At 55.7% G+C, this 20,136-nt stretch carries 24 protein-coding genes; 11 read left to right on the forward strand and 13 right to left on the reverse strand.

Annotation, left to right across the window (positions count from 1 at the left end; all coding sequences use genetic code 11):
* Window positions 1-100 precede the first annotated feature (100 nt).
* The 4 genes from C7476_RS19845 to C7476_RS19860 form a co-directional block, all read right to left on the reverse strand.
* A complete protein-coding gene (locus C7476_RS19845) occupies window positions 101-1,054 on the reverse strand; it encodes an acetyl-CoA carboxylase carboxyltransferase subunit alpha (protein ID WP_112523587.1) in 954 nt (317 codons plus the stop codon).
* Window positions 1,055-1,194: 140 nt separating this feature from the next.
* The gene (locus C7476_RS19850; RefSeq protein ID WP_147274690.1) at window positions 1,195-1,695 is read right to left on the reverse strand and encodes a hypothetical protein; all 501 of its coding nucleotides are present in this window, start codon (window positions 1,693-1,695) and stop codon (window positions 1,195-1,197) included.
* 46 nt (window positions 1,696-1,741) lie between these two features.
* Window positions 1,742-2,668 (reverse strand): site-specific tyrosine recombinase XerD, encoded by a 927-nt coding sequence (gene xerD / locus C7476_RS19855; protein WP_114431603.1) that lies wholly within the window; start codon window positions 2,666-2,668, stop codon window positions 1,742-1,744.
* A 4-nt stretch (window positions 2,669-2,672) separates the two neighbouring features.
* Window positions 2,673-2,834, reverse strand: coding sequence for a histidine kinase (locus C7476_RS19860; protein ID WP_114431604.1), 162 nt, complete (start codon window positions 2,832-2,834; stop codon window positions 2,673-2,675).
* 148 nt (window positions 2,835-2,982) lie between these two features.
* Between C7476_RS19860 and C7476_RS19865 the strand changes: the two genes are divergently transcribed.
* From C7476_RS19865 to C7476_RS19875, 3 genes are read left to right on the forward strand one after another with little or no spacing between them, the layout of a single operon-like run.
* A complete protein-coding gene (locus C7476_RS19865) occupies window positions 2,983-3,600 on the forward strand; it encodes a shikimate kinase (RefSeq protein ID WP_245426429.1) in 618 nt (205 codons plus the stop codon).
* Window positions 3,597-4,721 (forward strand): 3-dehydroquinate synthase, encoded by a 1,125-nt coding sequence (gene aroB, locus C7476_RS19870; protein WP_114431606.1) that lies wholly within the window; start codon window positions 3,597-3,599, stop codon window positions 4,719-4,721. The genes C7476_RS19865 and aroB overlap by 4 nt, the downstream gene beginning before the upstream one ends.
* Window positions 4,718-6,001 carry an HlyC/CorC family transporter gene (locus C7476_RS19875; RefSeq protein ID WP_114431607.1) on the forward strand — a complete coding sequence of 428 codons (1,284 nt, stop codon included), beginning with the start codon at window positions 4,718-4,720 and terminating at the stop codon, window positions 5,999-6,001. Before aroB ends, C7476_RS19875 begins: the two co-directional genes overlap by 4 nt.
* A 35-nt stretch (window positions 6,002-6,036) precedes the next feature.
* Here C7476_RS19875 and C7476_RS19880 read toward each other — a convergent pair whose 3' ends face one another.
* The 3 genes from C7476_RS19880 to C7476_RS19890 form a co-directional block, all read right to left on the reverse strand.
* Window positions 6,037-6,432: a type II toxin-antitoxin system VapC family toxin gene (locus C7476_RS19880; RefSeq protein WP_114431608.1), complete on the reverse strand. Its 396-nt coding sequence runs from the start codon at window positions 6,430-6,432 to the stop codon at window positions 6,037-6,039.
* Window positions 6,419-6,694, reverse strand: a complete 276-nt coding sequence (locus C7476_RS19885) for an AbrB/MazE/SpoVT family DNA-binding domain-containing protein (protein WP_114431609.1) — start codon at window positions 6,692-6,694, stop codon at window positions 6,419-6,421. The genes C7476_RS19880 and C7476_RS19885 overlap by 14 nt, the downstream gene beginning before the upstream one ends.
* Before the next feature lie 78 nt (window positions 6,695-6,772).
* Complete coding sequence (locus tag C7476_RS19890; RefSeq protein WP_114431610.1) at window positions 6,773-7,075, reverse strand: BolA family protein; 303 nt, start codon at window positions 7,073-7,075, stop codon at window positions 6,773-6,775.
* Between the two features lie 144 nt (window positions 7,076-7,219).
* Between C7476_RS19890 and C7476_RS19895 the strand changes: the two genes are divergently transcribed.
* From C7476_RS19895 to C7476_RS19910, 4 genes are all read left to right on the forward strand, one after another.
* Entirely contained in the window at window positions 7,220-7,873 is a 654-nt protein-coding gene (locus C7476_RS19895) for a J domain-containing protein (protein ID WP_112523565.1), read from the forward strand.
* Between the two features lie 86 nt (window positions 7,874-7,959).
* Window positions 7,960-8,946 (forward strand): cobaltochelatase subunit CobS, encoded by a 987-nt coding sequence (gene cobS / locus C7476_RS19900; protein WP_112523562.1) that lies wholly within the window; start codon window positions 7,960-7,962, stop codon window positions 8,944-8,946.
* A gap of 13 nt (window positions 8,947-8,959) precedes the next feature.
* Window positions 8,960-10,849: a cobaltochelatase subunit CobT gene (gene cobT / locus C7476_RS19905; protein ID WP_114431611.1), complete on the forward strand. Its 1,890-nt coding sequence runs from the start codon at window positions 8,960-8,962 to the stop codon at window positions 10,847-10,849.
* A gap of 1 nt (window position 10,850) precedes the next feature.
* On the forward strand, window positions 10,851-11,864 hold the full coding sequence (locus C7476_RS19910; RefSeq protein WP_114431612.1) for an esterase-like activity of phytase family protein: 1,014 nt from the start codon (window positions 10,851-10,853) through the stop codon (window positions 11,862-11,864).
* Here the strand turns inward: C7476_RS19910 and C7476_RS19915 are convergent.
* A complete protein-coding gene (locus tag C7476_RS19915; RefSeq protein WP_114431613.1) occupies window positions 11,837-12,487 on the reverse strand; it encodes a queuosine precursor transporter in 651 nt (216 codons plus the stop codon). The genes C7476_RS19910 and C7476_RS19915 overlap by 28 nt on opposite strands.
* A gap of 81 nt (window positions 12,488-12,568) precedes the next feature.
* Window positions 12,569-12,868: a 50S ribosomal protein L28 gene (gene rpmB / locus C7476_RS19920; protein WP_112523551.1), complete on the reverse strand. Its 300-nt coding sequence runs from the start codon at window positions 12,866-12,868 to the stop codon at window positions 12,569-12,571.
* A 264-nt stretch (window positions 12,869-13,132) separates the two neighbouring features.
* Between rpmB and C7476_RS19925 the strand changes: the two genes are divergently transcribed.
* Together C7476_RS19925 and yddG are read left to right on the forward strand one after the other, a co-directional pair.
* A complete protein-coding gene (locus tag C7476_RS19925; RefSeq protein WP_245426430.1) occupies window positions 13,133-13,948 on the forward strand; it encodes a DUF3108 domain-containing protein in 816 nt (271 codons plus the stop codon).
* A gap of 72 nt (window positions 13,949-14,020) precedes the next feature.
* Window positions 14,021-14,881: an aromatic amino acid exporter YddG gene (gene yddG / locus C7476_RS19930; RefSeq protein WP_245426435.1), complete on the forward strand. Its 861-nt coding sequence runs from the start codon at window positions 14,021-14,023 to the stop codon at window positions 14,879-14,881.
* On the opposite strand, the gene C7476_RS19935 is transcribed toward yddG, so the two are convergent.
* Together C7476_RS19935 and gloB are read right to left on the reverse strand one after the other, a co-directional pair.
* Window positions 14,845-15,279 (reverse strand): cupin domain-containing protein, encoded by a 435-nt coding sequence (locus C7476_RS19935; RefSeq protein ID WP_425374012.1) that lies wholly within the window; start codon window positions 15,277-15,279, stop codon window positions 14,845-14,847. The two genes, yddG and C7476_RS19935, sit on opposite strands and share 37 nt — an antisense overlap.
* A complete protein-coding gene (gloB, locus tag C7476_RS19940) occupies window positions 15,279-16,049 on the reverse strand; it encodes a hydroxyacylglutathione hydrolase (RefSeq protein WP_114431683.1) in 771 nt (256 codons plus the stop codon). Before gloB ends, C7476_RS19935 begins: the two co-directional genes overlap by 1 nt.
* A gap of 104 nt (window positions 16,050-16,153) precedes the next feature.
* Between gloB and C7476_RS19945 the strand changes: the two genes are divergently transcribed.
* Window positions 16,154-16,921 (forward strand): class I SAM-dependent methyltransferase, encoded by a 768-nt coding sequence (locus C7476_RS19945; protein ID WP_114431616.1) that lies wholly within the window; start codon window positions 16,154-16,156, stop codon window positions 16,919-16,921.
* A gap of 93 nt (window positions 16,922-17,014) precedes the next feature.
* Here C7476_RS19945 and metW read toward each other — a convergent pair whose 3' ends face one another.
* On the reverse strand, window positions 17,015-17,629 hold the full coding sequence (metW, locus tag C7476_RS19950; RefSeq protein WP_114431617.1) for a methionine biosynthesis protein MetW: 615 nt from the start codon (window positions 17,627-17,629) through the stop codon (window positions 17,015-17,017).
* A complete protein-coding gene (metX, locus tag C7476_RS19955; RefSeq protein WP_114431618.1) occupies window positions 17,626-18,813 on the reverse strand; it encodes a homoserine O-acetyltransferase MetX in 1,188 nt (395 codons plus the stop codon). Before metX ends, metW begins: the two co-directional genes overlap by 4 nt.
* 132 nt (window positions 18,814-18,945) lie before the next feature.
* On the opposite strand from metX, the gene hisC reads away from it, so the two are divergent.
* Window positions 18,946-20,046 (forward strand): histidinol-phosphate transaminase, encoded by a 1,101-nt coding sequence (gene hisC / locus C7476_RS19960; RefSeq protein WP_114431619.1) that lies wholly within the window; start codon window positions 18,946-18,948, stop codon window positions 20,044-20,046.
* Window positions 20,047-20,136: the final 90 nt, after the last annotated feature.

Genomic DNA, 20,136 nt, shown 5'->3' on the forward strand with positions numbered 1-20,136 from the left:
AGCGCGGTTGGTAATCGGTTGAGCTATGAATTGCAAGCTGCTTCGCTCAAAAAACCTCAACTATTTTCATATGGATTGTCGGCTGCGGTTCCTTTGGAGGCTAAAGACTACGGCCGATGGCCAGATATTTATCGCGCCGGTCCTGTCGCAACATGTCACGATCCATATTGCCCATGGATTTGAGAGCGACGTTGATAATGTTGCCCGTTGCTTCGATCGCTGCATCCTTGCCGCGGTGCGCGCCGCCCATTGGTTCGGGAATGATGCCATCTATGATCTTCAACTCGTAAAGATCCTGCGCGGTGATACGCATCGAAGTTGCGGCATCTTTGGCCCGGGTGGAATCATGCCAGAGAATGGACGCTGCACCCTCCGGTGAAATCACCGAGTAGATCGAATGTTCGAGCATGTAGACACGGTTGGCCGTGGCAATCGCGATGGCTCCGCCGGACCCGCCTTCTCCGATGATAACCGAGACGATCGGCACTTTCAGATTGAGACAAGCGGCAGTCGAACGGGCGATGGCCTCTGCTTGTCCGCGCTCTTCCGCCGCGATCCCCGGAAAGGCGCCCGCTGTATCAACCAGCGTAATCACCGGCAAGTTGAAACGGTCAGCAAGATCCATGATGCGCACGGCCTTGCGGTAGCCTTCGGGCATGGCCATGCCGAAATTGTGTTTGAGGCGTGTCTTGGTGTCGTTGCCCTTTTCCTGTCCGATAACGGCGACGGCTTGCCCATTGAAGCGTGCGAGACCGGCTTGGACAGCATCATCGTCCGCATAGTTGCGGTCACCTGCAAGTGGCGTGAAATCGGTGAAGAGCTTTGAGATATAATCCACACAGTGAGGGCGATCCGGATGACGCGCAATCTGCGCCTTCTGCCAGGGGGTGAGCTTGCGGTAAAGATCGCGCAATGCCTCGGCGGACCTTTTCTCCAACCGGATGATCTCTTCGTTGGTGTCGAGAGCATCGCCTTCCTCGGCAAGCTTTTTTAACTCGAGAATCTTGCCGTCGAGATCAGCAACCGGCTTTTCAAAGTCAAGGTAGTTGTACATGGACGAGGGGTCTGCCTGCAAAACGGTGGATTTTTCACGACCTAACTGGCTGTTGCCGAGGCGCATGTCAAGGAAGCTAGGCTGAGATCATGCGCTGGCGGCGCACGTTATAGGGGAAATTGCGGCAAAGGAATGGTGGTTTATTTGGCGGGACTCTTGCGTTTCGCCGGCTTGGCGGAGTTTGAGCGCCTCGCGCGTTTTGGGAGCTTGGTGCGCTGCCAGCCGATCCATCTGCCTTCACCTGCGTAGTTGTGAAAGCCGCCAGCTGCTGCGATCAGCCCCCGTCGCACTTCCTTTAAATCCAGCCCCGGCATATTTCGCAGGAGAACTGGTGGTAGGTGATCGATGTCGAGCCAAGTCTGGTCGAAATAGATCTGTTCTGGACCGCTTTCGCCGGTTACAGCAAAGAACCAGCGGCCTTCCATGACATCGCCGAACCAGGGATCAGGAAACATCGAAGGCGAGAAGTCAAATCCAAACGCGGTTACTTCATCCCAGCGCCAGCTCTGCCGCCAATTCATCGTACGGGTCAAATGGCTGGAGCGGCTAAATCCCATTTCGTCAAAGTGGATCACTTCGCTGTCGGGTTCGACAGACGATTGCTCTGGCCCGTAAAACAATCTCCTTAACAGCCGCCACATGGCAGTTCCGCCAGTTTGCTGGCCCGCTCCATCGATGGGCCAGCAGCTAGTCTGCCAGAGGGTGATGCTCCGTGACAAGCTGATGCAGCCGCTCTTCCATCACATGTGTGTAAATTTGGGTCGTCGAAATATCCGAATGGCCGAGCAATTGTTGCACAGCGCGCAGGTCCGCCCCGTTTTGCAAGAGATGGCTGGCAAAGGCATGACGCAAAACATGGGGCGATATCGCCGATGTTTTGAGGCCCGCTCGCGCAGCAAGCCCTTTCAGTTCCCGTGCGAACACCTGTCGTGCCAGAAAGCCGCTTTCGGATATGGCCGGGAACAGCCAGATACTGGTGGAGAGATTGGGCAATGCGTCGCGCACGGCCAAATACTTTGCCATCGCATCGCGCGCCTTGCCAGATAAGGGGACGACACGATCTTTCGAACCTTTGCCGCGAACCATGAGGAAGCGATTGTCGGAGCGTGCGACCGCTACCGGAAGGCCAACAAGTTCGGAAACTCGCAGGCCTGTCGCATAAAGAATTTCGAGCAACGCATGCAGTCGCAGCGCCTGGAGATGAACGGCGCCAGATGATTTTGCATCAAGGGTTTCTTCCTCAGCGCGGGAAAGCAGTTTTTCCACATCCGACTCGCTAAGGATTTTTGGCAGGGAGCGGTCCTTTTTCGGCGTGTCCAGCGTGCTGGTCGGATCGTCGGTGCGAATATTCTCCATGTAAAGAAAGCGAAAGAACTGGCGCAGGGCCGAAAGCCGCCGCGCTTGAGACGTGGCTGCGTAACCCCGTCCGGCGATGTCGTCGAGATAAGACCGTATTGTTCCGGGCTCCGCAAAGGTCAATTGGATACCTGTTGCAACGCTGAACCCTGCAGCATCTTCCAGATCCCGGCGATACGAATCCAATGTGTTTTGTGCGGCGCCACGTTCGGCGCTCATCATTTCAATGAAGGTCTCTATGGCTGCTGCTGCTCGCATCGGTTTATTTCGGGGTATCAGGTTTCGGATTGAGTTTTTCAGAGGGAATACGAATGGTCATTTCCGTCTGCGTCGGATGCACGAAAGTCACCAATCCAACCATGCCGGCATAGACGAGCCCCGCGAGAATCGCGAGAACGATGATCAATCGTGTAAGCGTCGGCATTTTCTGTTTGAATCGCCTTTGTCGGATCGGCTGCTTGGTTCCATAATCCTGCAGCTCAAACCCTTATGATTTGATGAAGCTTGAGTCTTCTAACGCCATAGTTTGCTTGACGACAGCACGGTTTTCCTGTCGAAACGCAATTATGAATATGACTGAAGACATAGTTGGGGCAGCCGAGATCGCGGAGCTTGCTAAATCCATCAGAGAGCGCCTCGGACACAGGTCCATCGTGCTTATCGGACTGATGGGCGCGGGCAAATCCACAGTCGGCAAAAAACTGGCGGCACTGGTCGATCTGCCATTCTTCGATGCAGACAACGAGATCGAAAAGGTCTCGACCATGACTATTCCAGAACTTTTCGAAGCCTATGGAGAAGCCGAATTTCGGGACCTCGAGCGGCGTGTTATTGCGCGCATGCTTGAAAATGGACCGATCGTGCTGGCGACCGGTGGCGGTGCTTATATGAATGAACTTACGCGAAAAGCTATTGCTTCGGAGGGTATTTCACTCTGGTTGAAAGCCGAACTTGATGTGCTGATGGCGCGTGTTGCGCGCAAACAGAACCGGCCGCTTTTGAAAAACGGTAATCCCCGATGTGTGATGGAACGGCTTATGACCGAGCGCCATCCGATTTATTCGCTCGCAGATCTGGTGGTGAACTCCCGCGAGGAAAAGAAGGAAATCATTGCCTTCGAAGCAATGCAGGCAATTGCTGGCCATCTTGATGGTATTGCATCCCGCAGCAATGAGGAATCCGGTAAATGACCGACGCGATTGCGATTACCACCGTACCGGTCAATCTCGGGGATCGTTCCTATGATATTCTCATCGGAGCTGGATTGATCGATCAGGCCGGATACGAGATTGCAAAGCGGGCAAAATCGGTGCGTGTTGCCATTGTAAGCGACGAGACCGTCGCGGGCCTGCATCTCGATCGGCTCACGCGCAGCCTGACGGCTGCCAGGATAGATTCTACGCCGATCTTGGTTGCACCCGGGGAGAGATCCAAAGGTTTTACAACACTCGAAACCGTAACCAATGCAATCCTTTCCGCGCGTCTTGAACGCGGCGATATCGTGATTGCTTTTGGTGGCGGTGTCATTGGCGACCTTGCCGGTTTTGCGGCCGGCATTGCCCGCCGCGGCATGGGATTCATCCAGATGCCCACATCGTTGCTGGCGCAAGTGGATTCGTCCGTCGGCGGCAAGACGGGTATCAACACAGCGCACGGCAAGAACCTTGTTGGCGTTTTCTATCAGCCACAACTCGTTCTGGCCGATACGGATGTGCTGGACACATTAACGCCGCGCGAGTTCCGTGCTGGCTACGCTGAAGTAGCAAAATATGGGTTGATCGACCGGCCAGATTTTTTTGCCTGGCTGGAAAAGAATTGGCGCGGGATTTTCGACGGCGGACCAGAACGGACTGAAGCCATTGCCGTTTCATGCCAATCCAAAGCCGATGTAGTCGCCAGAGATGAACGCGAAACGGGTGATCGTGCCCTACTCAATCTTGGCCATACGTTTGGCCATGCATTGGAAACGGCGACGCACTACGATTCCGGGCGGTTAGTGCACGGCGAAGGCGTCGCCATCGGGATGGTGCTCGCGCACCAGTTTTCGGCAAAAATGAATCTGGCGAGTCCGGACGATGCGGCTCGCGTCGAAGCGCATCTGCGCCAAGTGGGGCTCCCGGTTTCCATGGGCGATATCCCCGGCCAACTACCTTCCGCGGGAAAACTGATGGACTATATTGCGCAAGATAAAAAAGTAGCGCGCGGAGCGCTCACATTCATTTTGACTCGCGGCATTGGCCAATCATTTGTCGCAAAAGATGTGCCTCCATCTGCCGTGCTAAGCTTTTTGCAGGAGAAACACCCGATATGACACTGGAAATCTGGGTCTTTTGCGGAATCATATTCCTTTTGATCCTGATGTCTGCCTTGTTTTCAGGATCTGAGACTGCTCTGACCGCAGTTTCTCGTGCACGTATGCATCGCTTGTCGAACCGCGGCGACGAACGCGCGGCCGTGGTGGAGAATCTGATAGTAAAGCGGGACCGGCTCATTGGTGTCATGCTCATCGGCAACAACCTCATCAATATTCTAGCGTCTTCGTTGACGACTAGTATGCTGCTGACATTGTTTGGCCAAGCTGGCGTTGCTTACGCGACAGCGATAATGACAGTGCTACTTGTCATTTTCGCGGAGGTTTTGCCCAAATCCTGGGCGATTTCGAGTCCCGATCGAAATTCGCTCGCTCTTGTCCGGTTTGCCCAGATAGTCGTCTTTCTGTTCGGCCCCCTTTCTGATCTCGTCAATTGGATTGTTCGCCAGATTCTTGCGGTGTTCGGCATTAACCTTGCGGCAGGCACTTCAATGTTGTCAGCCCAGGAAGAACTGCGCGGCACTGTCGATCTATTGCACAAGGAAGGCTCTGTCGTTAAAGGTGACCGGGACCAGATCGGCGGACTTCTCGACCTGCGTGAACTCGAAGTCTATGACGTTATGATCCATCGGACCGACATGGATTCGGTCAACGCAGACGATCCTATCGAGACCATCATTACGGAAATTCTGGCGAGCCATCATACCCGCATTCCAGTCTGGAAGGGCGCGAATGATAACATTGTCGGCGTTGTTCATGCCAAGGATCTGGTGCGGGCGATCCGTGACGCAAATCGGGACTTTTCCAAGATCAACATCATGAAGGTGGCAACGAAGCCGTGGTTCGTTCCGGACACGACAAGCCTTCAGGATCAGCTTAATGCATTTCTGAGACGCAAAGCGCATATTGCCATCGTGGTCGATGAATATGGCGATGTGCAAGGATTGATCACTCTTGAAGACATTCTCGAAGAGATCGTGGGCGATATCGCCGATGAACATGACATTGATGTGCAGGGTTGCCGTCCTCAACCGGACGGTTCAGTGCTGGTTGATGGCTCTGTCCCAATACGTGACCTTAACCGGGCCTTGGACTGGCACTTGCCGGACGCAGAAGCGACGACCATTGCCGGTCTCGTGATCCATGAAACACAGAGCATTCCGAAGGAAAAACAAGCCTTCACCTTCCATGGCAAGCGTTTCACAATTTTGAAGCGTGAGAAGAACCGTATTACACGGCTGCGTATTCGCCCCATCGAGGATGATGACAGGCAAAGTTAAACTAGTGCCATTTAGCCTTCATCACGGCAACCAAATCAGCTGGGTGCGCGCACGCTGAGCGCTCCTAGTCGCTTGGCCGTTTTTCGCAAAGAGGCATCGAAGCTGATCATAGTCTCACATGTGAGGCTTGCTGACGCTAGATGAAACGCATCCGCATAGTCCATGCCTGACTCCGACAAACCCAGAGCCTGAGCAGCCATGGCGGGGTTTTCGAGTGAAACATTTGCAAGTCCGGCAAATTTACGCAGGGCTTGGATAATCGTTAGGGTGTCAAAGCCATATGCGCCTTTCAAAACCCACCCGGTTTCGAGAAGAACTGTCGTGGAGATCCATACTTTCTCATGTTCGATCAGTTTGCGGGACGCGACTGATTGTTGGGGGTGATCTCCGGTCAGAAACCGGACCATAACGTTGGTGTCAACTGCCAGCATGTCTGAGCCTGGCCTGGGCGGCTATGGCTGCATCCATTTCTTCCAGGGTTTTTGGCTCATCAGTGTACTTCAGCATGCCAAATACATCACTGATCATAGAGCTCTCGAAGAGCGGTTGTTCCTTTAAGAGTACCCCTTCGTCAGTTTCCTCAACAATCAGGCGGGTGCCAGGGTCCCAATGATGTTGCTTGCGAATAGTCGCGGGTAGAACAATTTGACCCTTTGTAGAAACGACGGTTGTAAGCTTCACCGTTTTAGGCATCGAGACACTCCAAAGTAAGACGTATGTAAGATAGGCTCGTTTCTATAATTTGCAAGGCATTTTGCAGGTCACAAGGTTCTATCGCCGCGTCGCCTCACCCGGTGCCGCGGGTTCAAGCGCCAGCGCGTGGACGCTGCCATTCAGTTCGTCCTGTAGCACTTCATTGATGGCGCGATGGCGCGCAACACGCGACATGCCGGCGAATGCCTCCGCGACAATCCGCACACGAAAATGCGTTTCGCCTGAACCGTCAAATGTGCCATGATGTTCGCTGTCAGAATGATGGTGGCCGGCGTGCAGATGGCTTTCATTGATGACTGTCAACGAAACAGGATGAAAAACCTGCATCAGTTTGCTTTCGATCACTGACTGAGTGGACATTTCGTTCTCCTGCGCCCATATGGTAGTTTCACTTGGCAAATCCATTCATGATCACAAATTTACCGCCATTTCAGGCGTTAGGTCTATCCATGGGTAAATGTCAATTCTTGTTCCACTAACCGATCCGTTGATGATTCTGATTCGATGACCTCAAGTTCGAAATATTTTGACAGCATCCGCATCCGCCCGAAAAAGGTGGACGAGGAGAAATCGCGCACACCTGTCTGCCAATGGGACGGTTGCGACAAGCCTGGACCACATCGTGCTCCTGTGGGGCGTGAGAAGGAAGGCGAGTTCTTCCATTTCTGCATCGACCATGTGCGCGAGTACAACAAGGGCTATAATTATTTCTCTGGCCTCTCGGATGCCGAGGTAGCCAGATACCAGAAGGAAGCTTTGACGGGCGACCGCCCGACCTGGACCGTTGCGGGATTACCTGGAAGCGGAGCGGGCGCAAGCGCCAGTACGCGTGCTCAAGCGAGCGCCAGCGCCAAGACGTCACCGGATTTTTCGAAGTTGCGTTCGGGTCGTGCGGCATATCAGAACCGATTCCGTGACCCCAACAGCGTTTTCAATGAGGCGCGGGTGCATATCCGCAAGCTCAAGCCATTGGAGTCAAAAGCACTGGATACGCTCGGGCTTGGCGCAAAAGCCACTGGCGAAGACATAAAGTCGCGCTATAAAGAACTTGTGAAGATCCATCATCCCGATGCTAATGGCGGTGACAGGGCTTCCGAGGATCGTTTCCGTGACGTAATCCAAGCCTATCAATTGCTCAAAGCGGCTGGTTTCTGCTAACCCACGATTGAGCCGAATTCGGGACTTCACAGCGAGGTTCCAAACTATCTTTATGCGTCTGCGCGTGCAGTCGCGCTGGAGGCATGATGAATAAGGTTGATCGCGATATTGCGAATTTGCCGGATACAACGGTTTCTGCTGCAAAATTGTTTGGTTTTGAGACCGATATGATGGTTCCTGCCTATAAGGCAGGTGACGCTTATGTGCCGGAAATCGACACGGACTATCTATTCGACAAGCAGACCACGCTGGCCATTCTCGCGGGTTTTGCCTTCAACCGCCGTGTTATGGTGTCCGGGTACCATGGTACCGGTAAATCGACCCATATCGAGCAGGTCGCCGCGCGCCTGAACTGGCCATGCGTGCGTGTCAATCTGGATAGCCACGTCAGCCGTATCGACCTTGTTGGCAAGGATGCGATCGTCGTCAAGGAAGGTATGCAGATCACGGAATTCCGCGACGGCATTCTGCCCTGGGCTTATCAGCACAATGTCGCGCTTGTATTCGACGAGTACGATGCGGGACGTCCGGACGTTATGTTCGTGATCCAGCGCGTGCTCGAATCGTCGGGTCGTCTGACGCTGCTCGATCAAAGTCGCGTTATCCGCCCGCATCCCGCTTTTCGTCTGTTTGCCACCGCCAATACGGTTGGTCTTGGTGATACGACGGGTCTTTATCATGGCACGCAGCAGATCAATCAGGCGCAGATGGACCGCTGGTCCATTGTGACGACCCTCAACTATCTGCCGCACGACAATGAGGCGGCTATCGTTGCCGCCAAGGCCAAGCATTATCAGAACAAGGAAGGCAAGGAGATCGTCTCCAAGATGGTGCGCGTTGCTGACATGACGCGCGCAGCATTCATCAATGGCGATCTCTCGACTGTCATGAGTCCCCGTACCGTGATCACATGGGCGGAAAATGCCGATATCTTCAAGGATGTAGGTTTTGCTTTCCGTTTGACCTTCCTGAACAAGTGCGACGAACTCGAGCGTCCACTGGTCGCCGAGTTCTATCAGCGGGCGTTTGGCAAGGAATTGCCTGAGTCCACGGCCAACGTGGTCATAGGCTAAGCGTCACATAAAGATGGCAGGTCCCGGAGACAATTCACGTGCGAATCCGAAAGGTCCGGTTGATTCCGAGCCTTTCAAGCGCGCGCTTACGGGATGCATGCGTGCGATTGCCGGCGACCATGAAATGGAAGTTGGATTTGGTAATGACAAACCGGCCCTGACCGGTCATCGTGCCCGGCTTCCTGATCTACCCAAGCGCCCAACTGCCAATGATGTTGCCGTCACGCGCGGCCTTGGCGACTCGATGGCGTTGCGCAAAGCCTGTCACAATGACCGCATTCACGCGACGCTGGCGCCCGAAGGCAAGCAGGCGAGGGCGATCTTCGACGCGGTCGAACAGGCGCGTGTAGAGGCTATCGGCGCGCTGCGTATGGACGGGGTCGCCGAGAATCTGACTTCCATGCTCTCGGACAAATATGCCCGGGCCAATTTTCCTGCAATAACAGATAAAGCCGAAGCGCCGCTGGAAGAAGCCGTGGCGCTTTTGGTCCGTGAAAAGCTTACTGGTCGCAAAGCTCCCGAATCAGCTGGCAACGTGCTTGACCTATGGCGTGACTGGATCGAGGAGAAGGCCGCGGCGGACCTCGATCATCTCGGCGCCAAGATCAACGATCAGAACGCTTTCGCTCGCGTCGTACGCGAGATGCTGGCTTCCATGGAGATGGCGGAAGAGCTGGCGCAGGAGAGCCAGGAAGACGACAGCCAGGACAATAACGAAGACTCGCCAGAACCGGAAGAAAACAACGAAGGCGGTTCGGATGAGAACGAGGGCAGCGATTCGTCCGAGAATGATGAGTCCGAAACATCCAGCGACGACAGCCAGTCCGGCGAGACCGAAGCCGCCGACGCTTCGTCTGACGATATGGACGAGGATTCGGACGCGGATGCCGAGATACCGGGCGAGGCGCGGCGCCCCAACCAGCCGTTCTCCAACCTCGGCAGTGAGAGCGGCTACAAGATTTTCACGCAGGAATTCGATGAGACGACCGATGCGGAAGAGCTTTGCGACGAGGCCGAGCTGGAGCGTCTGCGGGCCTTCCTCGATAAGCAACTCGCCAATCTCTCAGCCGTGGTTGGACGCTTGGCAAACAAGTTGCAACGCCGTCTGATGGCGCAACAAAACCGCTCATGGGACTTCGATCTGGAGGAGGGTTACCTCGATAGTGCCCGTCTTGTGCGGATTGTAATCGATCCAACGCAACCACTTTCCTACAAGCAGGAACGCGACACGGATTTCCGCGATACGGTGGTGACGTTGCTCATCGACAATTCCGGTTCCATGCGCGGACGGCCGATTACAGTTGCCGCGACGTGCGCGGACATTCTGGCAAGGACGCTGGAGCGTTGCGGCGTGAAGGTGGAAATCCTCGGCTTCACCACCAAGGCCTGGAAGGGCGGTCAGGCGCGTGAAGCCTGGCTGGAACGTGGCAAGCCCGCCAATCCCGGACGTCTCAATGACCTGCGCCACATCGTCTACAAGCGCGCTGACGCCCCGTGGCGGCGCGCACGGCGCAATTTGGGATTGATGATGCGTGAAGGGCTCCTGAAGGAGAATATCGACGGTGAGGCGCTTATATGGGCACACCAACGCTTGTTGGGCCGTCCTGAGCAGCGCCGCATCCTGATGATGATCTCGGATGGTGCTCCGGTTGATGATTCCACCCTTTCGGTCAATCCGGGCAACTATCTCGAGCGGCACTTGCGCGCGGTGATCGAGGAGATCGAAACACGTTCGCCGGTTGAGCTGATCGCCATCGGTATCGGTCATGATGTGACGAGGTACTATCGCCGCGCTGTTACTATCGTAGATGCAGAGGAACTCGCCGGCGCCATGACGGAGCAGTTGGCTTCACTATTTGAAGAGCCGGAGCCACAGAGCGCAAAAAAGTTAGCGCGGCGATAACATGAACCGAACTGCGCTGGCTTTTCGGCGCGTATTGCTTTGCCTCGCGATCCTGATCGTAATGGCGGTTTCAGCAGAAGAGAGCGCGGTCATTGACCCTGCTGTCATTCGATCCCGTATCATCTCCAATTTTCGCATCGGGTCGTCCGAGAAGCGGTTCGGAGATCTTGAATTTGTTGGCGGTCTGGAAATGACCTCTGCGAGTTCCGACTTTGGCGGCCTTTCCGCGTTTCGCTATCTGGATTCAGGAAAGAAGTTTATCGGCATCACCGATACAGGCTTCTTTTATGCGGGTACGATGCAGCGCGATGAAGAGGGCAGACCCGCGTCGATCAGCAATTTTCGCTTGGCACCGATCCAGAGCGAGGAAGGTCTTCCTGTCGAGGGCAAGTGGAACTCCGACGCCGAAGGAATGAGCGTTTCCGGCAATACCGTCACCGTCTCATTCGAGCGGATACACCGGATTGCAGAATATGCGCTGGACCTTGAAAACTTTGCCTCGATGCCAAAGGATGTTCCTCTGCCGATACCGAGGGAAGAGCTGCGCAACAACCGCGGCATAGAGACGATAGCCTATTCGCCAGCCTCCGGCCCATTGCACGGGGCGCGGATTGCGGTAACTGAAAAAAGCATCAACAAGGCTGGCGATATGTTTGCCGCAGTTCTTGAAGGGCCGCAGAAGGGCATTTTCTTTGTCAAACGCCGCGATGATTTCGACATCAGCGATGGCGATTTCCTGCCCGATGGTGATTTGTTGCTGCTTGAGCGCCGCTTCAGCATGGCCAGCGGCGTGGTCCTGAGAATACGAAGGATATCCGTGGCAAGTATCAAACCTGGCGCTACGGTCGACGGCGAATTCATCCTGCAGGCGGACATGCGCAACCAGATAGACAATATGGAAGGGCTGGATGTCTGGCAGACGGCAGACGGTTCTACCCGGCTATCGCTCGTATCGGATGATAATCATTCCATCCTGCAACGGAGTCTTTATCTGGAATTCCGGTTTGCCGAGTAGATAGCGGGGGCGAATATTGCAAGGATCGCTCCGTAAGGCACCAACATCACGACAGCCATGAGCATTTTGACCATCAGATCGCCAAAACCCAACGACATCCACAATGGGATTTCCCTGCCAAGGAAGGGCACCAGCATGGTAAGTGATGAATCGGCGTGGCCTGTCGCGGTGTCTATCCAGGCAAAGTTGGCAGCGAAGGCAATCGAGAAGAACAGCAATGTATCTAACAGCGAACCGAAGATGGCAGAGGCAAAAGGCGCCTTCCACCACGTCAGCTGCCGCAACCTGTTGAATACGGTGATGTCCAGAAGCTGGGCTGTCAGGAATGCCGTGCCGGATGCGATAGCGATGCGCGGCGTTGCCAGCCAGACCGAAAGGACGACGGCAATCGCAAACCCCACATAGACGACCTTCCGGGCAAAGGCCGGGCCGAATGTGCGATTTGCAAGATCGTTGACCAGAAAGGCTATCGGGTAGGTAAAGGCGCCATAGGTCAGGATTTCTCCCAATCCAAAATGATCAAAAGGATACTGAACAAGGATATTGGACGCGGCAACGACCGCGCACATAGCTAAAACGGGGAGCATAAAGTCCGAAAAGGTATAGGCGCGTTGCAGCGGCATTTTTTTATCCTGGGTAATGGAACCAGCAATAAGGCCAGCATTTGCTGGCCTCGACGACTAGAAAATGGAAGCGATTGCTGATTAAGCAGCGACCGGAGCTTCAAGAAGCTTCTTGGCAATCTGACGCTTCAGGAGACGGGCGCGTTGCGACAGCTCCTTCTCGTCAGCCTTGACCAGGAATGCATCCAGACCACCGCGATGCTCCACGCTGCGCAGGGCATGGGCCGAAACGCGCAGGCGATAGCTCTGACCGAGGGCTTCGGAAATCAGCGTTACGTGGCAAAGATTCGGCAAGAAGCGGCGGCGCGTTCTGTTGTTCGCGTGGCTCACATTGTTACCATACTGTACCGACTTAGCGGTCAATTCACATGTGCGGGACATCTGGTCTCACCTTCAAATTTTTCATTCGCCTTTGTCCGAATATTTCCTGCTACCATCGCACGTCGCCGTGCAGCGGCTCGCTTATCGGATTGGCGGCCTATTGGGAAGTCGCGTTTCTATAGTGATATGGGCCGCGCGCGTCAAGTGCACTTATGCCATGTTTGGCGCCGCTTATATACAATACAGGCCAGCGTTGTAATGTTTATCACAACTTCGCCCGCTTTATACGCTGGAACAATCACTGCAGGGATGCTTTGGACAAGAATGACTAGAATGGAAGCCCACAGGCAGTATGCCAGCCGAATACGAATGCTGGTGCCGCTCGCTGCACTAACGCTGATGGGCGCGCATCCGGCACACGGCGCTCAGTCCTATCAGACAGATTACCGCGTTTCACTCTTCGGATTGTCGATTGCCAAGGCGAGTTTTTCAACCAGCGTCACAGACAATCGCGCTTACAAAGTTGTCGGGTCTCTTGCCAGCTCGGGGCTGGGCAGCCTCTTCGATGACACCAACGGCAAGCTGGACGTTACCGGACAGTTCGCCGAGACCGGGCCTGTACCGAATTCCTATGTTGTCAAATACCGGCATGGTAACCGAAACAAGAGCACATCGATCGCCTTTACCAACGGCAATGTAACGAATACCACCAACGATCCGCCGATTAAAAAGAAGAAGAACTGGGTGGATCTGAAACCTGCCGACCTGCAATCTGTTGCTGATCCGATTTCCGGTGTGATGGTAGCAGCAAGCAGCCTTGATCAGGTCTGCAAGCAGACGTTGCATCTCTTTGATGGCCAGACGCGCGTGGATTTGAAACTTTCTCCATCGGGCCGGGCCCAGCCCTTTGCGACCCAGGGTTTCAGGGGCGATGCCATCACTTGTTCGGCCAAATTCGTCCCGGTCGCCGGCTATCAGTCAGGGCGAAAAGCTATCGAATATCTGAAGAACTCGAGCAAGATCAGTCTCACCTTTGCATCGCTCGGCAAGTCCGCTATCTATTCACCGGTGCAGGCAAAGATCGGCACGCAGATCGGCACGGTAACTGTTTACGCAACCCGTTTCGAAAAGACGCAATAGACGCGGCTTGGCAGCCGTACTTCGAATCCGGGGTGCTTTTTGGCGACATTTGTTGGTTTTTTTGCGGTCATCATGTGGGCGATGCTCGCCCTTTTCACCGATGTGTCGGGTAAGGTTCCGCCATTTCAGTTGACAGCGATGACATTCGCTATCGGTGCGTGCCTCGGGTTGATCTCTTGGCGGTGGCGACCGGGCGCTGCGCGGCACCTGCGCCAGCCCGCAAAGGTCTGGCTGCTCGGCGTTGTCGGGCTCTTTGGCTATCACTTCCTCTATTTTACGGCACTGCGTAACGCTCCAGCTGTCGACGCCAGCCTTATCGCCTATCTCTGGCCGCTTTTCATCGTTGTTGGATCCGCCCTGATGCCTGGTGAAAAGCTACGCTGGTTTCATATTCTGGGCACGTTGTTGGGCTTAGCTGGAACGGTGCTTATCATAACCAAAGGTGGCGGCCTCGGCTTCGATCCGCAATTCGCTTTTGGGTACGCCATGGCAGGCCTCTGCGCACTGACATGGGCCGCCTATTCGCTGTTGTCGCGACGCTTTTCCAACGTGCCAACGGATGCTGTGACGGGTTTCTGCATCGCAACGTCGATCCTCTCGTTGATTTCGCACCTGCTCCTTGAGCAGACGGTGTGGCCGGATGGACTCGTCCAGTGGCTCGCCGTCCTTGGGCTTGGGCTATTCCCGGTTGGTGCGGCTTTCTATGTCTGGGACTATGGCGTAAAGCATGGGAATATCCAGGTGCTCGGTGCGTCGAGCTATGCCGCGCCGCTGCTTTCAACGCTTGTATTGATCATCGCCGGGGTGACGGAGCCAACGGGACGCGTGATGCTCGCCTGCCTCTTGATCACACTGGGCGCGGTTATCGCAGCAAAGGACATGCTCTTCAAGCGCCGTCAGGGCTCCCAGCCGGGCTCCGCCATTTCGAACTGAGCGAAATCAAATCCCGGTGCTACCGTGCACCCGACAAGTGTCCAAGCGCCGAGGCTCTTGGCCATTTGCCATTGTCCTGCCGGAACAATGGCTTGCGGGCGCTGCCCATTGGCAAGGTCAAGTCCAAGCGTATGGGTTTCGTGCGGTGAATCCTCTGTTGCGACGGTCAAAAGCAATGGTGCACCACCATACCAGTGCCAGACTTCGGCAGCATCCTTGACGCGGTGCCAAGCCGAGATTTGGCCCTCCTCAAGCAGAAAGTAGATGGCCGTCGAGTGTCCGCGCCCGCCTTCTGGCCATTCACCCTGATTGTCGCGGAAAGTCTGGACATAGAAGCCGCCTTCCGGATGCGGTTGAAGCCCGAGGTGCCCGCGAATCTCGTCTGCTGTCAACACCATCAGAAATTGTCCTTGCGCTTGCGGATTTCAGCGAAAACCGCCTCATCTGTCGCGCTTTCCATCTTGAGGTTTTTGCGGACCGCCGGATCATGCCAGCGAAGAAACGGGTTGGTCGCCATCTCGCGCATGAGCGTTGTTGGCAAGGTCGGCAAGTCTGCCTGCCGCAAAGTCTTGATTTCCTTGGCACGCTCCTTGAGCGCCGAGTTTTCCGGGTCGATAGTCAGGGCAAAACGGGCATTGCTCTCGGTATATTCGTGGCCGCAATAGATTTCCGTTTCACCCGGCAGTCCGATCAACCGCTGCAGCGACTTGAACATAGTTGCGGGCGTTCCTTCGAAAAGCCGCCCGCAGCCGAGCGAAAACAGGGTGTCGCCGGTAAAAGCAACCTTGGCGGCAGGGATATGAAAGGAGATTTCGCCTGCGGTGTGGCCTGGCGTCGAGATGACCTCCACCTCGAAATTGCCGAACTTGAACCGTTCGCCGTGACGGACGCCGCGGTCAATTCCGGGTATTTTCGACTTTTCGTCCTCAGGGCCAACGATTTCCACGCCAAATCGTTTCTTGAGCGCCAGATTGGCTTCCACGTGATCGGTATGGTGATGCGTGGTGAAAATATGGGTCAGTTTCCAGCCGCGGCGCTTGAGCGCGTCAAGAATCGGCTGTTCCTCGGGAGCATCGATGGACGCCGTCAGGCCGGTTTCAGGATCATGGATCAGTACGCCGAAATTATCGCTGCGGGCGGTGAATTGTTCTATCTGCAATTGGGGCATGGTCGTTCTCTTCATTCTTTGCTTGGCAAGATAATCCCGGTTCAGCCAAGCCTGCAACCCATGTCGTTTCTTGATGTTCTCATCTTCCATGTTACGTTGCGGCCATGCATCTCGACATCATCGATCTTCGCTCATTTTACGCTTCAACTCTCGGCCATCTGACCGAGCGCCACATTACGATGGCCTTGGTACCGATCTGGCCGAAGCTGCCAGGCGAGCGGCTGGTTGGTCTCGGCTACGCCGTACCTTACCTCGACCGGTTCCGCGGCGACACAGAACGCACGTTCGCCTTCATGCCGGCCGGGCAGGGCGCGGCCAGCTGGCCGCCTGTCGAACCATCCGCTACAGCATTGATATTTGAGGAGGATTTGCCTCTGCCCGACTCCGCAGTGGACAGAATACTGATGGTACATGCGCTGGAACATGCGGAAGATCCACGCGAAACACTGAAGGAAATGTGGCGTGTTCTGGCGCCGAACGGCCGGCTGGTCATCGTCGTTCCGAACCGGCGCGGGCTATGGGCGAGGTTCGAACATACGCCGTTTGGCAGCGGCCGGCCCTATAGCCGAGGTCAGCTGACGCGTCTCCTGAGGGAGGCAAACTTTACGCCCGGACCGTGGGGCGAAGCTCTGTTCTTCCCGCCGTCATCGCGAAAAGCGATGATGCGGCCTTCTTCTTTGTTTGAACGGGTAGGCCGTCGTTTTTGGCCAATGTTCTCGGGTGTACTGATCGTTGAGGCGCAAAAACGCATCTATCAAGGACTGCCCGTTGCCAAGCGTGCGTCGCGGCGTGTCTTCGTACCGGTCCTCTCACCACAAGGCACGGCAAGCGCCAGTTCGCGTCAGCACAACCAAATTACCCGTATCGGTTGAAATTCTTGCGCCAGAATCGAGGAGTCTTGCACCGGAATCACGACTCTTTGCATAGGATTCGAGGATTCTTGCGCAAATCCTATGCCGGCTTCGCTAGCGTTTGAGCAAAAACACAGCCTGCTGGCCGAAGAGGTTCCAGAATCCCCATGGCATGTTGAATCCGAGGCGCTCTCCCAAGGCATTCAGCGCGACGGCGGACTCGACCACCGCGCCGACTTCCTTGGTCATGTCGACAAAATCATTGATGGTGCAGAAGTGGATATTCGGCGTGTCGTACCAGCTATAGGGCAGGTCTTTGGTGACCGGCATGCGACCGTTGATCGCGAGGGAGGTCCGTACCCGCCAATGCCCGAAATTGGGAAATGATACGATGGCCTTTTCGCCAATGCGCAGAAGTTCGGTGAGGACATTCTTCGGGTTGCGGGTCGCCTGCAAGGTCTGCGACAGGATCACATAATCGAAACCGCCATCCGGATAATATTTGAGATCGCTGTCGGCATCGCCCTGGATGACCGACAGGCCGCGCGCCACCGATTCGTTGACGCCCTTTTGCGAGAGCTCGACGCCCCGCCCATCCACATCCTTGGTGTTCTGCAAAAGCTCCAGCAGTTCGCCATCGCCGCAGCCGACGTCGAGCACGCGCGAGCCGGGTTTGACCAGCGAGGCGATGACGGCAAAATCGACGCGGGGATGGACGTTCACACTCATGACGGCAAAAGCCCCTTGGCTCGAGCAGCCGACCGGATGAATCCGGTGATCGTCGAAAACATCTCGGGCTCATCGAGCAGGAACGAGTCGTGGCCTCGATCCGACTCGATCTCGACGAAGGACACCGACGCGCCAGCCGCATTCAGAGCATGGGCGACCATCCGGCTTTCGCTGGTCGGGAATAGCCAGTCGCTGGTGAATGAAACAATGCAGAACCGGGTTTTCGATCCAGCGAAGGCATCGGCAAGCCGGCCGCCATGTTCCGCGGCGAGGTCGAAATAATCCATCGCCCGGGTCATGTAGAGATAGGAATTCGGGTCGAAGCGCTCGACGAACGTCGTGCCCTGATGGCGCAGATAACTTTCAATCTGGAAATCCGCGTCGAATCCGAAGGTCAGTTTCTGCCGATCCTGAAGATTGCGTCCGAACTTGTTGTGCAAGGCGGTCTCGGACAGATAGGTGATATGCGCCGCCATGCGGGCGACCGAGAGACCTTTGCGTGGAACGGTGCCAGCTTCGAGATAGCGACCTTCCTTCCAGTCGGGATCAGCCATGACCGCCTGCCGGCCCACTTCATGGAAGGCGATATTCTGCGACGAGTGGCGGGCACCGGTCGCGATCGCCACGGCCGCAAATACCTTGTCGGAATGGCTGGACGCCCATTCCAGCACCTGCATGCCGCCCATGGATCCGCCGATCACGGCAAAAAGCTGTTTGATGCCCAAATGCTCGATGAGCATCGCCTGCGCCCGCACCATGTCGGCGATCGTGATGATCGGAAGGTCCAGCGCATAGGCCTTGCCGGTTTCAGGATTGATCGATGCCGGGCCTGTCGAACCAAGACAACCGCCCAGAACATTGGAACAGAGCACGAAGTAGCGATCCGTATCGATCGGCTTGCCCGGACCGATGAGCAACTCCCACCAGCCGGGCTTGCCGGTTACGGGATGGACATTGGCGACATGCTGATCGCCGGTCAGCGCATGGCAGACGAGGATTGCGTTCGACTTGTCGGCGTTGAGTTCGCCATAGGACTGATACGCGATACGAAATGGCGAAAGCGACACACCGCTATCGAGGTGCAATGGTTTGCCGGCGTCAAAATCCATCACCGGGCTGTGGGGATTTGTCGCTTCCTGGCTTTGCTGAGCTTTTTTAGCGGTTGGTCGGCTGATTTTCGTCATGTTTGCGCAATTGAGGGCGTGATCGCGCGTAGGTATGGTCGCAGTTCGCGCAAAGTCAAGTTGTTCTCGACATCCGGGCTCCATGCAGCTATGTCCGCACGGTGCTTTTGCCCGTTACGGACCCGAAGAATTATGACACGACAAGACATGCGCCCAACTCCGAAAGCCGGTATACTTGACGTGGCAGCCTATGTCCCCGGCAAGGAACATGCTCCGGGCGTCGCGAAGGTCCACAAACTGTCGGCCAATGAAACGCCGCTCGGCGCCAGCAAGCACGCTATAGATGCCTTTCGCGAGGCGGCGGGGAAGCTTGCGATCTATCCGGATGGACAGGCAACGGAACTGAAAAAGGCGATCGCCGATGTGCACCGTCTAAATGCCGAGAACATTCTTTGCGGCAATGGCTCCGACGAACTGCTTGGCCTGCTCTGCCAGACCTATCTTTCGCCAGGCGACGAGGCGATCTACACCGAACATGGCTTTCTGGTCTACAGAAACTACATCATGGCTGCAGGCGCGACGCCGGTTGTTGCAAGCGAAAATAGCGAACGGGCCGAGGTTGATTCTATCCTGAGCGCGGTCACGCCGCGCACGAAGATAATTTTCCTTGCCAACCCAAACAATCCGACCGGGACGTACTTGCCTTTCGAAGAAGTACGCCGTCTGCATGACGGCCTGCCGAAGCATGTACTGCTGGTAATTGATGCTGCCTACGCAGAATATGTGCGCCGTAATGACTACGAAGCGGGTGTCGAACTCGTGTCATCCTTCGAGAATGTCGTGATGACCCGGACCTTTTCCAAGATTTACGGGCTGGCGGCGCTTCGCATCGGCTGGATGTTCGCACCCGTCCACGTCATCGATGCGGTCAATCGCATTCGCGGCCCCTTCAACATGAACTCGGCGGCCATTCTTGCCGGCAGTGCCGCTGTCCGCGACCGCGCGCATGTCGCGGAGGCTGCCGCGTTTAACGAGACCTGGCGTGTCTGGCTCACCGAACAATTGACCGGGCTTGGGCTTCGGGTCACGCCGTCGGTCGGAAATTTCCTTCTCGTGCACTTTCCCGAAGATCCGGCGAAATCGGCAGAGAAGGCAGACGCTTACCTTACGAGCAAAGGCTATATTTTGCGCCGCGTCACGGGATACGGATTTCCGAACGCGTTGCGCCTTTCCATTGGATCCGAAGAAGCCAATCGTGGCGTGGTCGCCGCACTCTCCGAATTCCTTCGTTGAGATTCGCGCCATGACGGGCTGCAAATGGCGTTTTTCTGTGCTCCGGTGCTCACGTACCCTAAAGTACGCTGCGCTCCGGTGCTCGAAAAC

Source organism: Phyllobacterium bourgognense (assembly GCF_003337575.1).
Classification (GTDB): domain Bacteria; phylum Pseudomonadota; class Alphaproteobacteria; order Rhizobiales; family Rhizobiaceae; genus Phyllobacterium; species Phyllobacterium bourgognense.

Excerpts from the sequence above, each read along its gene's own strand:
- C7476_RS19845 (WP_112523587.1), bottom strand. The coding sequence starts at position 1,054 with ATGTACAACTACCTTGACTTTGAAAAGCCGGTTGCTGATCTCGACGGC.
- C7476_RS19850 (WP_147274690.1), bottom strand. The coding sequence starts at position 1,695 with ATGTGGCGGCTGTTAAGGAGATTGTTTTACGGGCCAGAGCAATCGTCT.
- xerD (WP_114431603.1), bottom strand. The coding sequence starts at position 2,668 with ATGCGAGCAGCAGCAGCCATAGAGACCTTCATTGAAATGATGAGCGCC.
- C7476_RS19860 (WP_114431604.1), bottom strand. The coding sequence starts at position 2,834 with ATGCCGACGCTTACACGATTGATCATCGTTCTCGCGATTCTCGCGGGG.
- C7476_RS19865 (WP_245426429.1), top strand. The coding sequence starts at position 2,983 with ATGACTGAAGACATAGTTGGGGCAGCCGAGATCGCGGAGCTTGCTAAA.
- aroB (WP_114431606.1), top strand. The coding sequence starts at position 3,597 with ATGACCGACGCGATTGCGATTACCACCGTACCGGTCAATCTCGGGGAT.
- C7476_RS19875 (WP_114431607.1), top strand. The coding sequence starts at position 4,718 with ATGACACTGGAAATCTGGGTCTTTTGCGGAATCATATTCCTTTTGATC.
- C7476_RS19880 (WP_114431608.1), bottom strand. The coding sequence starts at position 6,432 with ATGCTGGCAGTTGACACCAACGTTATGGTCCGGTTTCTGACCGGAGAT.
- C7476_RS19885 (WP_114431609.1), bottom strand. The coding sequence starts at position 6,694 with ATGCCTAAAACGGTGAAGCTTACAACCGTCGTTTCTACAAAGGGTCAA.
- C7476_RS19890 (WP_114431610.1), bottom strand. The coding sequence starts at position 7,075 with ATGTCCACTCAGTCAGTGATCGAAAGCAAACTGATGCAGGTTTTTCAT.
- C7476_RS19895 (WP_112523565.1), top strand. The coding sequence starts at position 7,220 with ATGACCTCAAGTTCGAAATATTTTGACAGCATCCGCATCCGCCCGAAA.
- cobS (WP_112523562.1), top strand. The coding sequence starts at position 7,960 with ATGAATAAGGTTGATCGCGATATTGCGAATTTGCCGGATACAACGGTT.
- cobT (WP_114431611.1), top strand. The coding sequence starts at position 8,960 with ATGGCAGGTCCCGGAGACAATTCACGTGCGAATCCGAAAGGTCCGGTT.
- C7476_RS19910 (WP_114431612.1), top strand. The coding sequence starts at position 10,851 with ATGAACCGAACTGCGCTGGCTTTTCGGCGCGTATTGCTTTGCCTCGCG.
- C7476_RS19915 (WP_114431613.1), bottom strand. The coding sequence starts at position 12,487 with ATGCCGCTGCAACGCGCCTATACCTTTTCGGACTTTATGCTCCCCGTT.
- rpmB (WP_112523551.1), bottom strand. The coding sequence starts at position 12,868 with ATGTCCCGCACATGTGAATTGACCGCTAAGTCGGTACAGTATGGTAAC.
- C7476_RS19925 (WP_245426430.1), top strand. The coding sequence starts at position 13,133 with ATGACTAGAATGGAAGCCCACAGGCAGTATGCCAGCCGAATACGAATG.
- yddG (WP_245426435.1), top strand. The coding sequence starts at position 14,021 with ATGTGGGCGATGCTCGCCCTTTTCACCGATGTGTCGGGTAAGGTTCCG.
- C7476_RS19935 (WP_425374012.1), bottom strand. The coding sequence starts at position 15,279 with ATGGTGTTGACAGCAGACGAGATTCGCGGGCACCTCGGGCTTCAACCG.
- gloB (WP_114431683.1), bottom strand. The coding sequence starts at position 16,049 with ATGCCCCAATTGCAGATAGAACAATTCACCGCCCGCAGCGATAATTTC.
- C7476_RS19945 (WP_114431616.1), top strand. The coding sequence starts at position 16,154 with ATGCATCTCGACATCATCGATCTTCGCTCATTTTACGCTTCAACTCTC.
- metW (WP_114431617.1), bottom strand. The coding sequence starts at position 17,629 with ATGAGTGTGAACGTCCATCCCCGCGTCGATTTTGCCGTCATCGCCTCG.
- metX (WP_114431618.1), bottom strand. The coding sequence starts at position 18,813 with ATGACGAAAATCAGCCGACCAACCGCTAAAAAAGCTCAGCAAAGCCAG.
- hisC (WP_114431619.1), top strand. The coding sequence starts at position 18,946 with ATGACACGACAAGACATGCGCCCAACTCCGAAAGCCGGTATACTTGAC.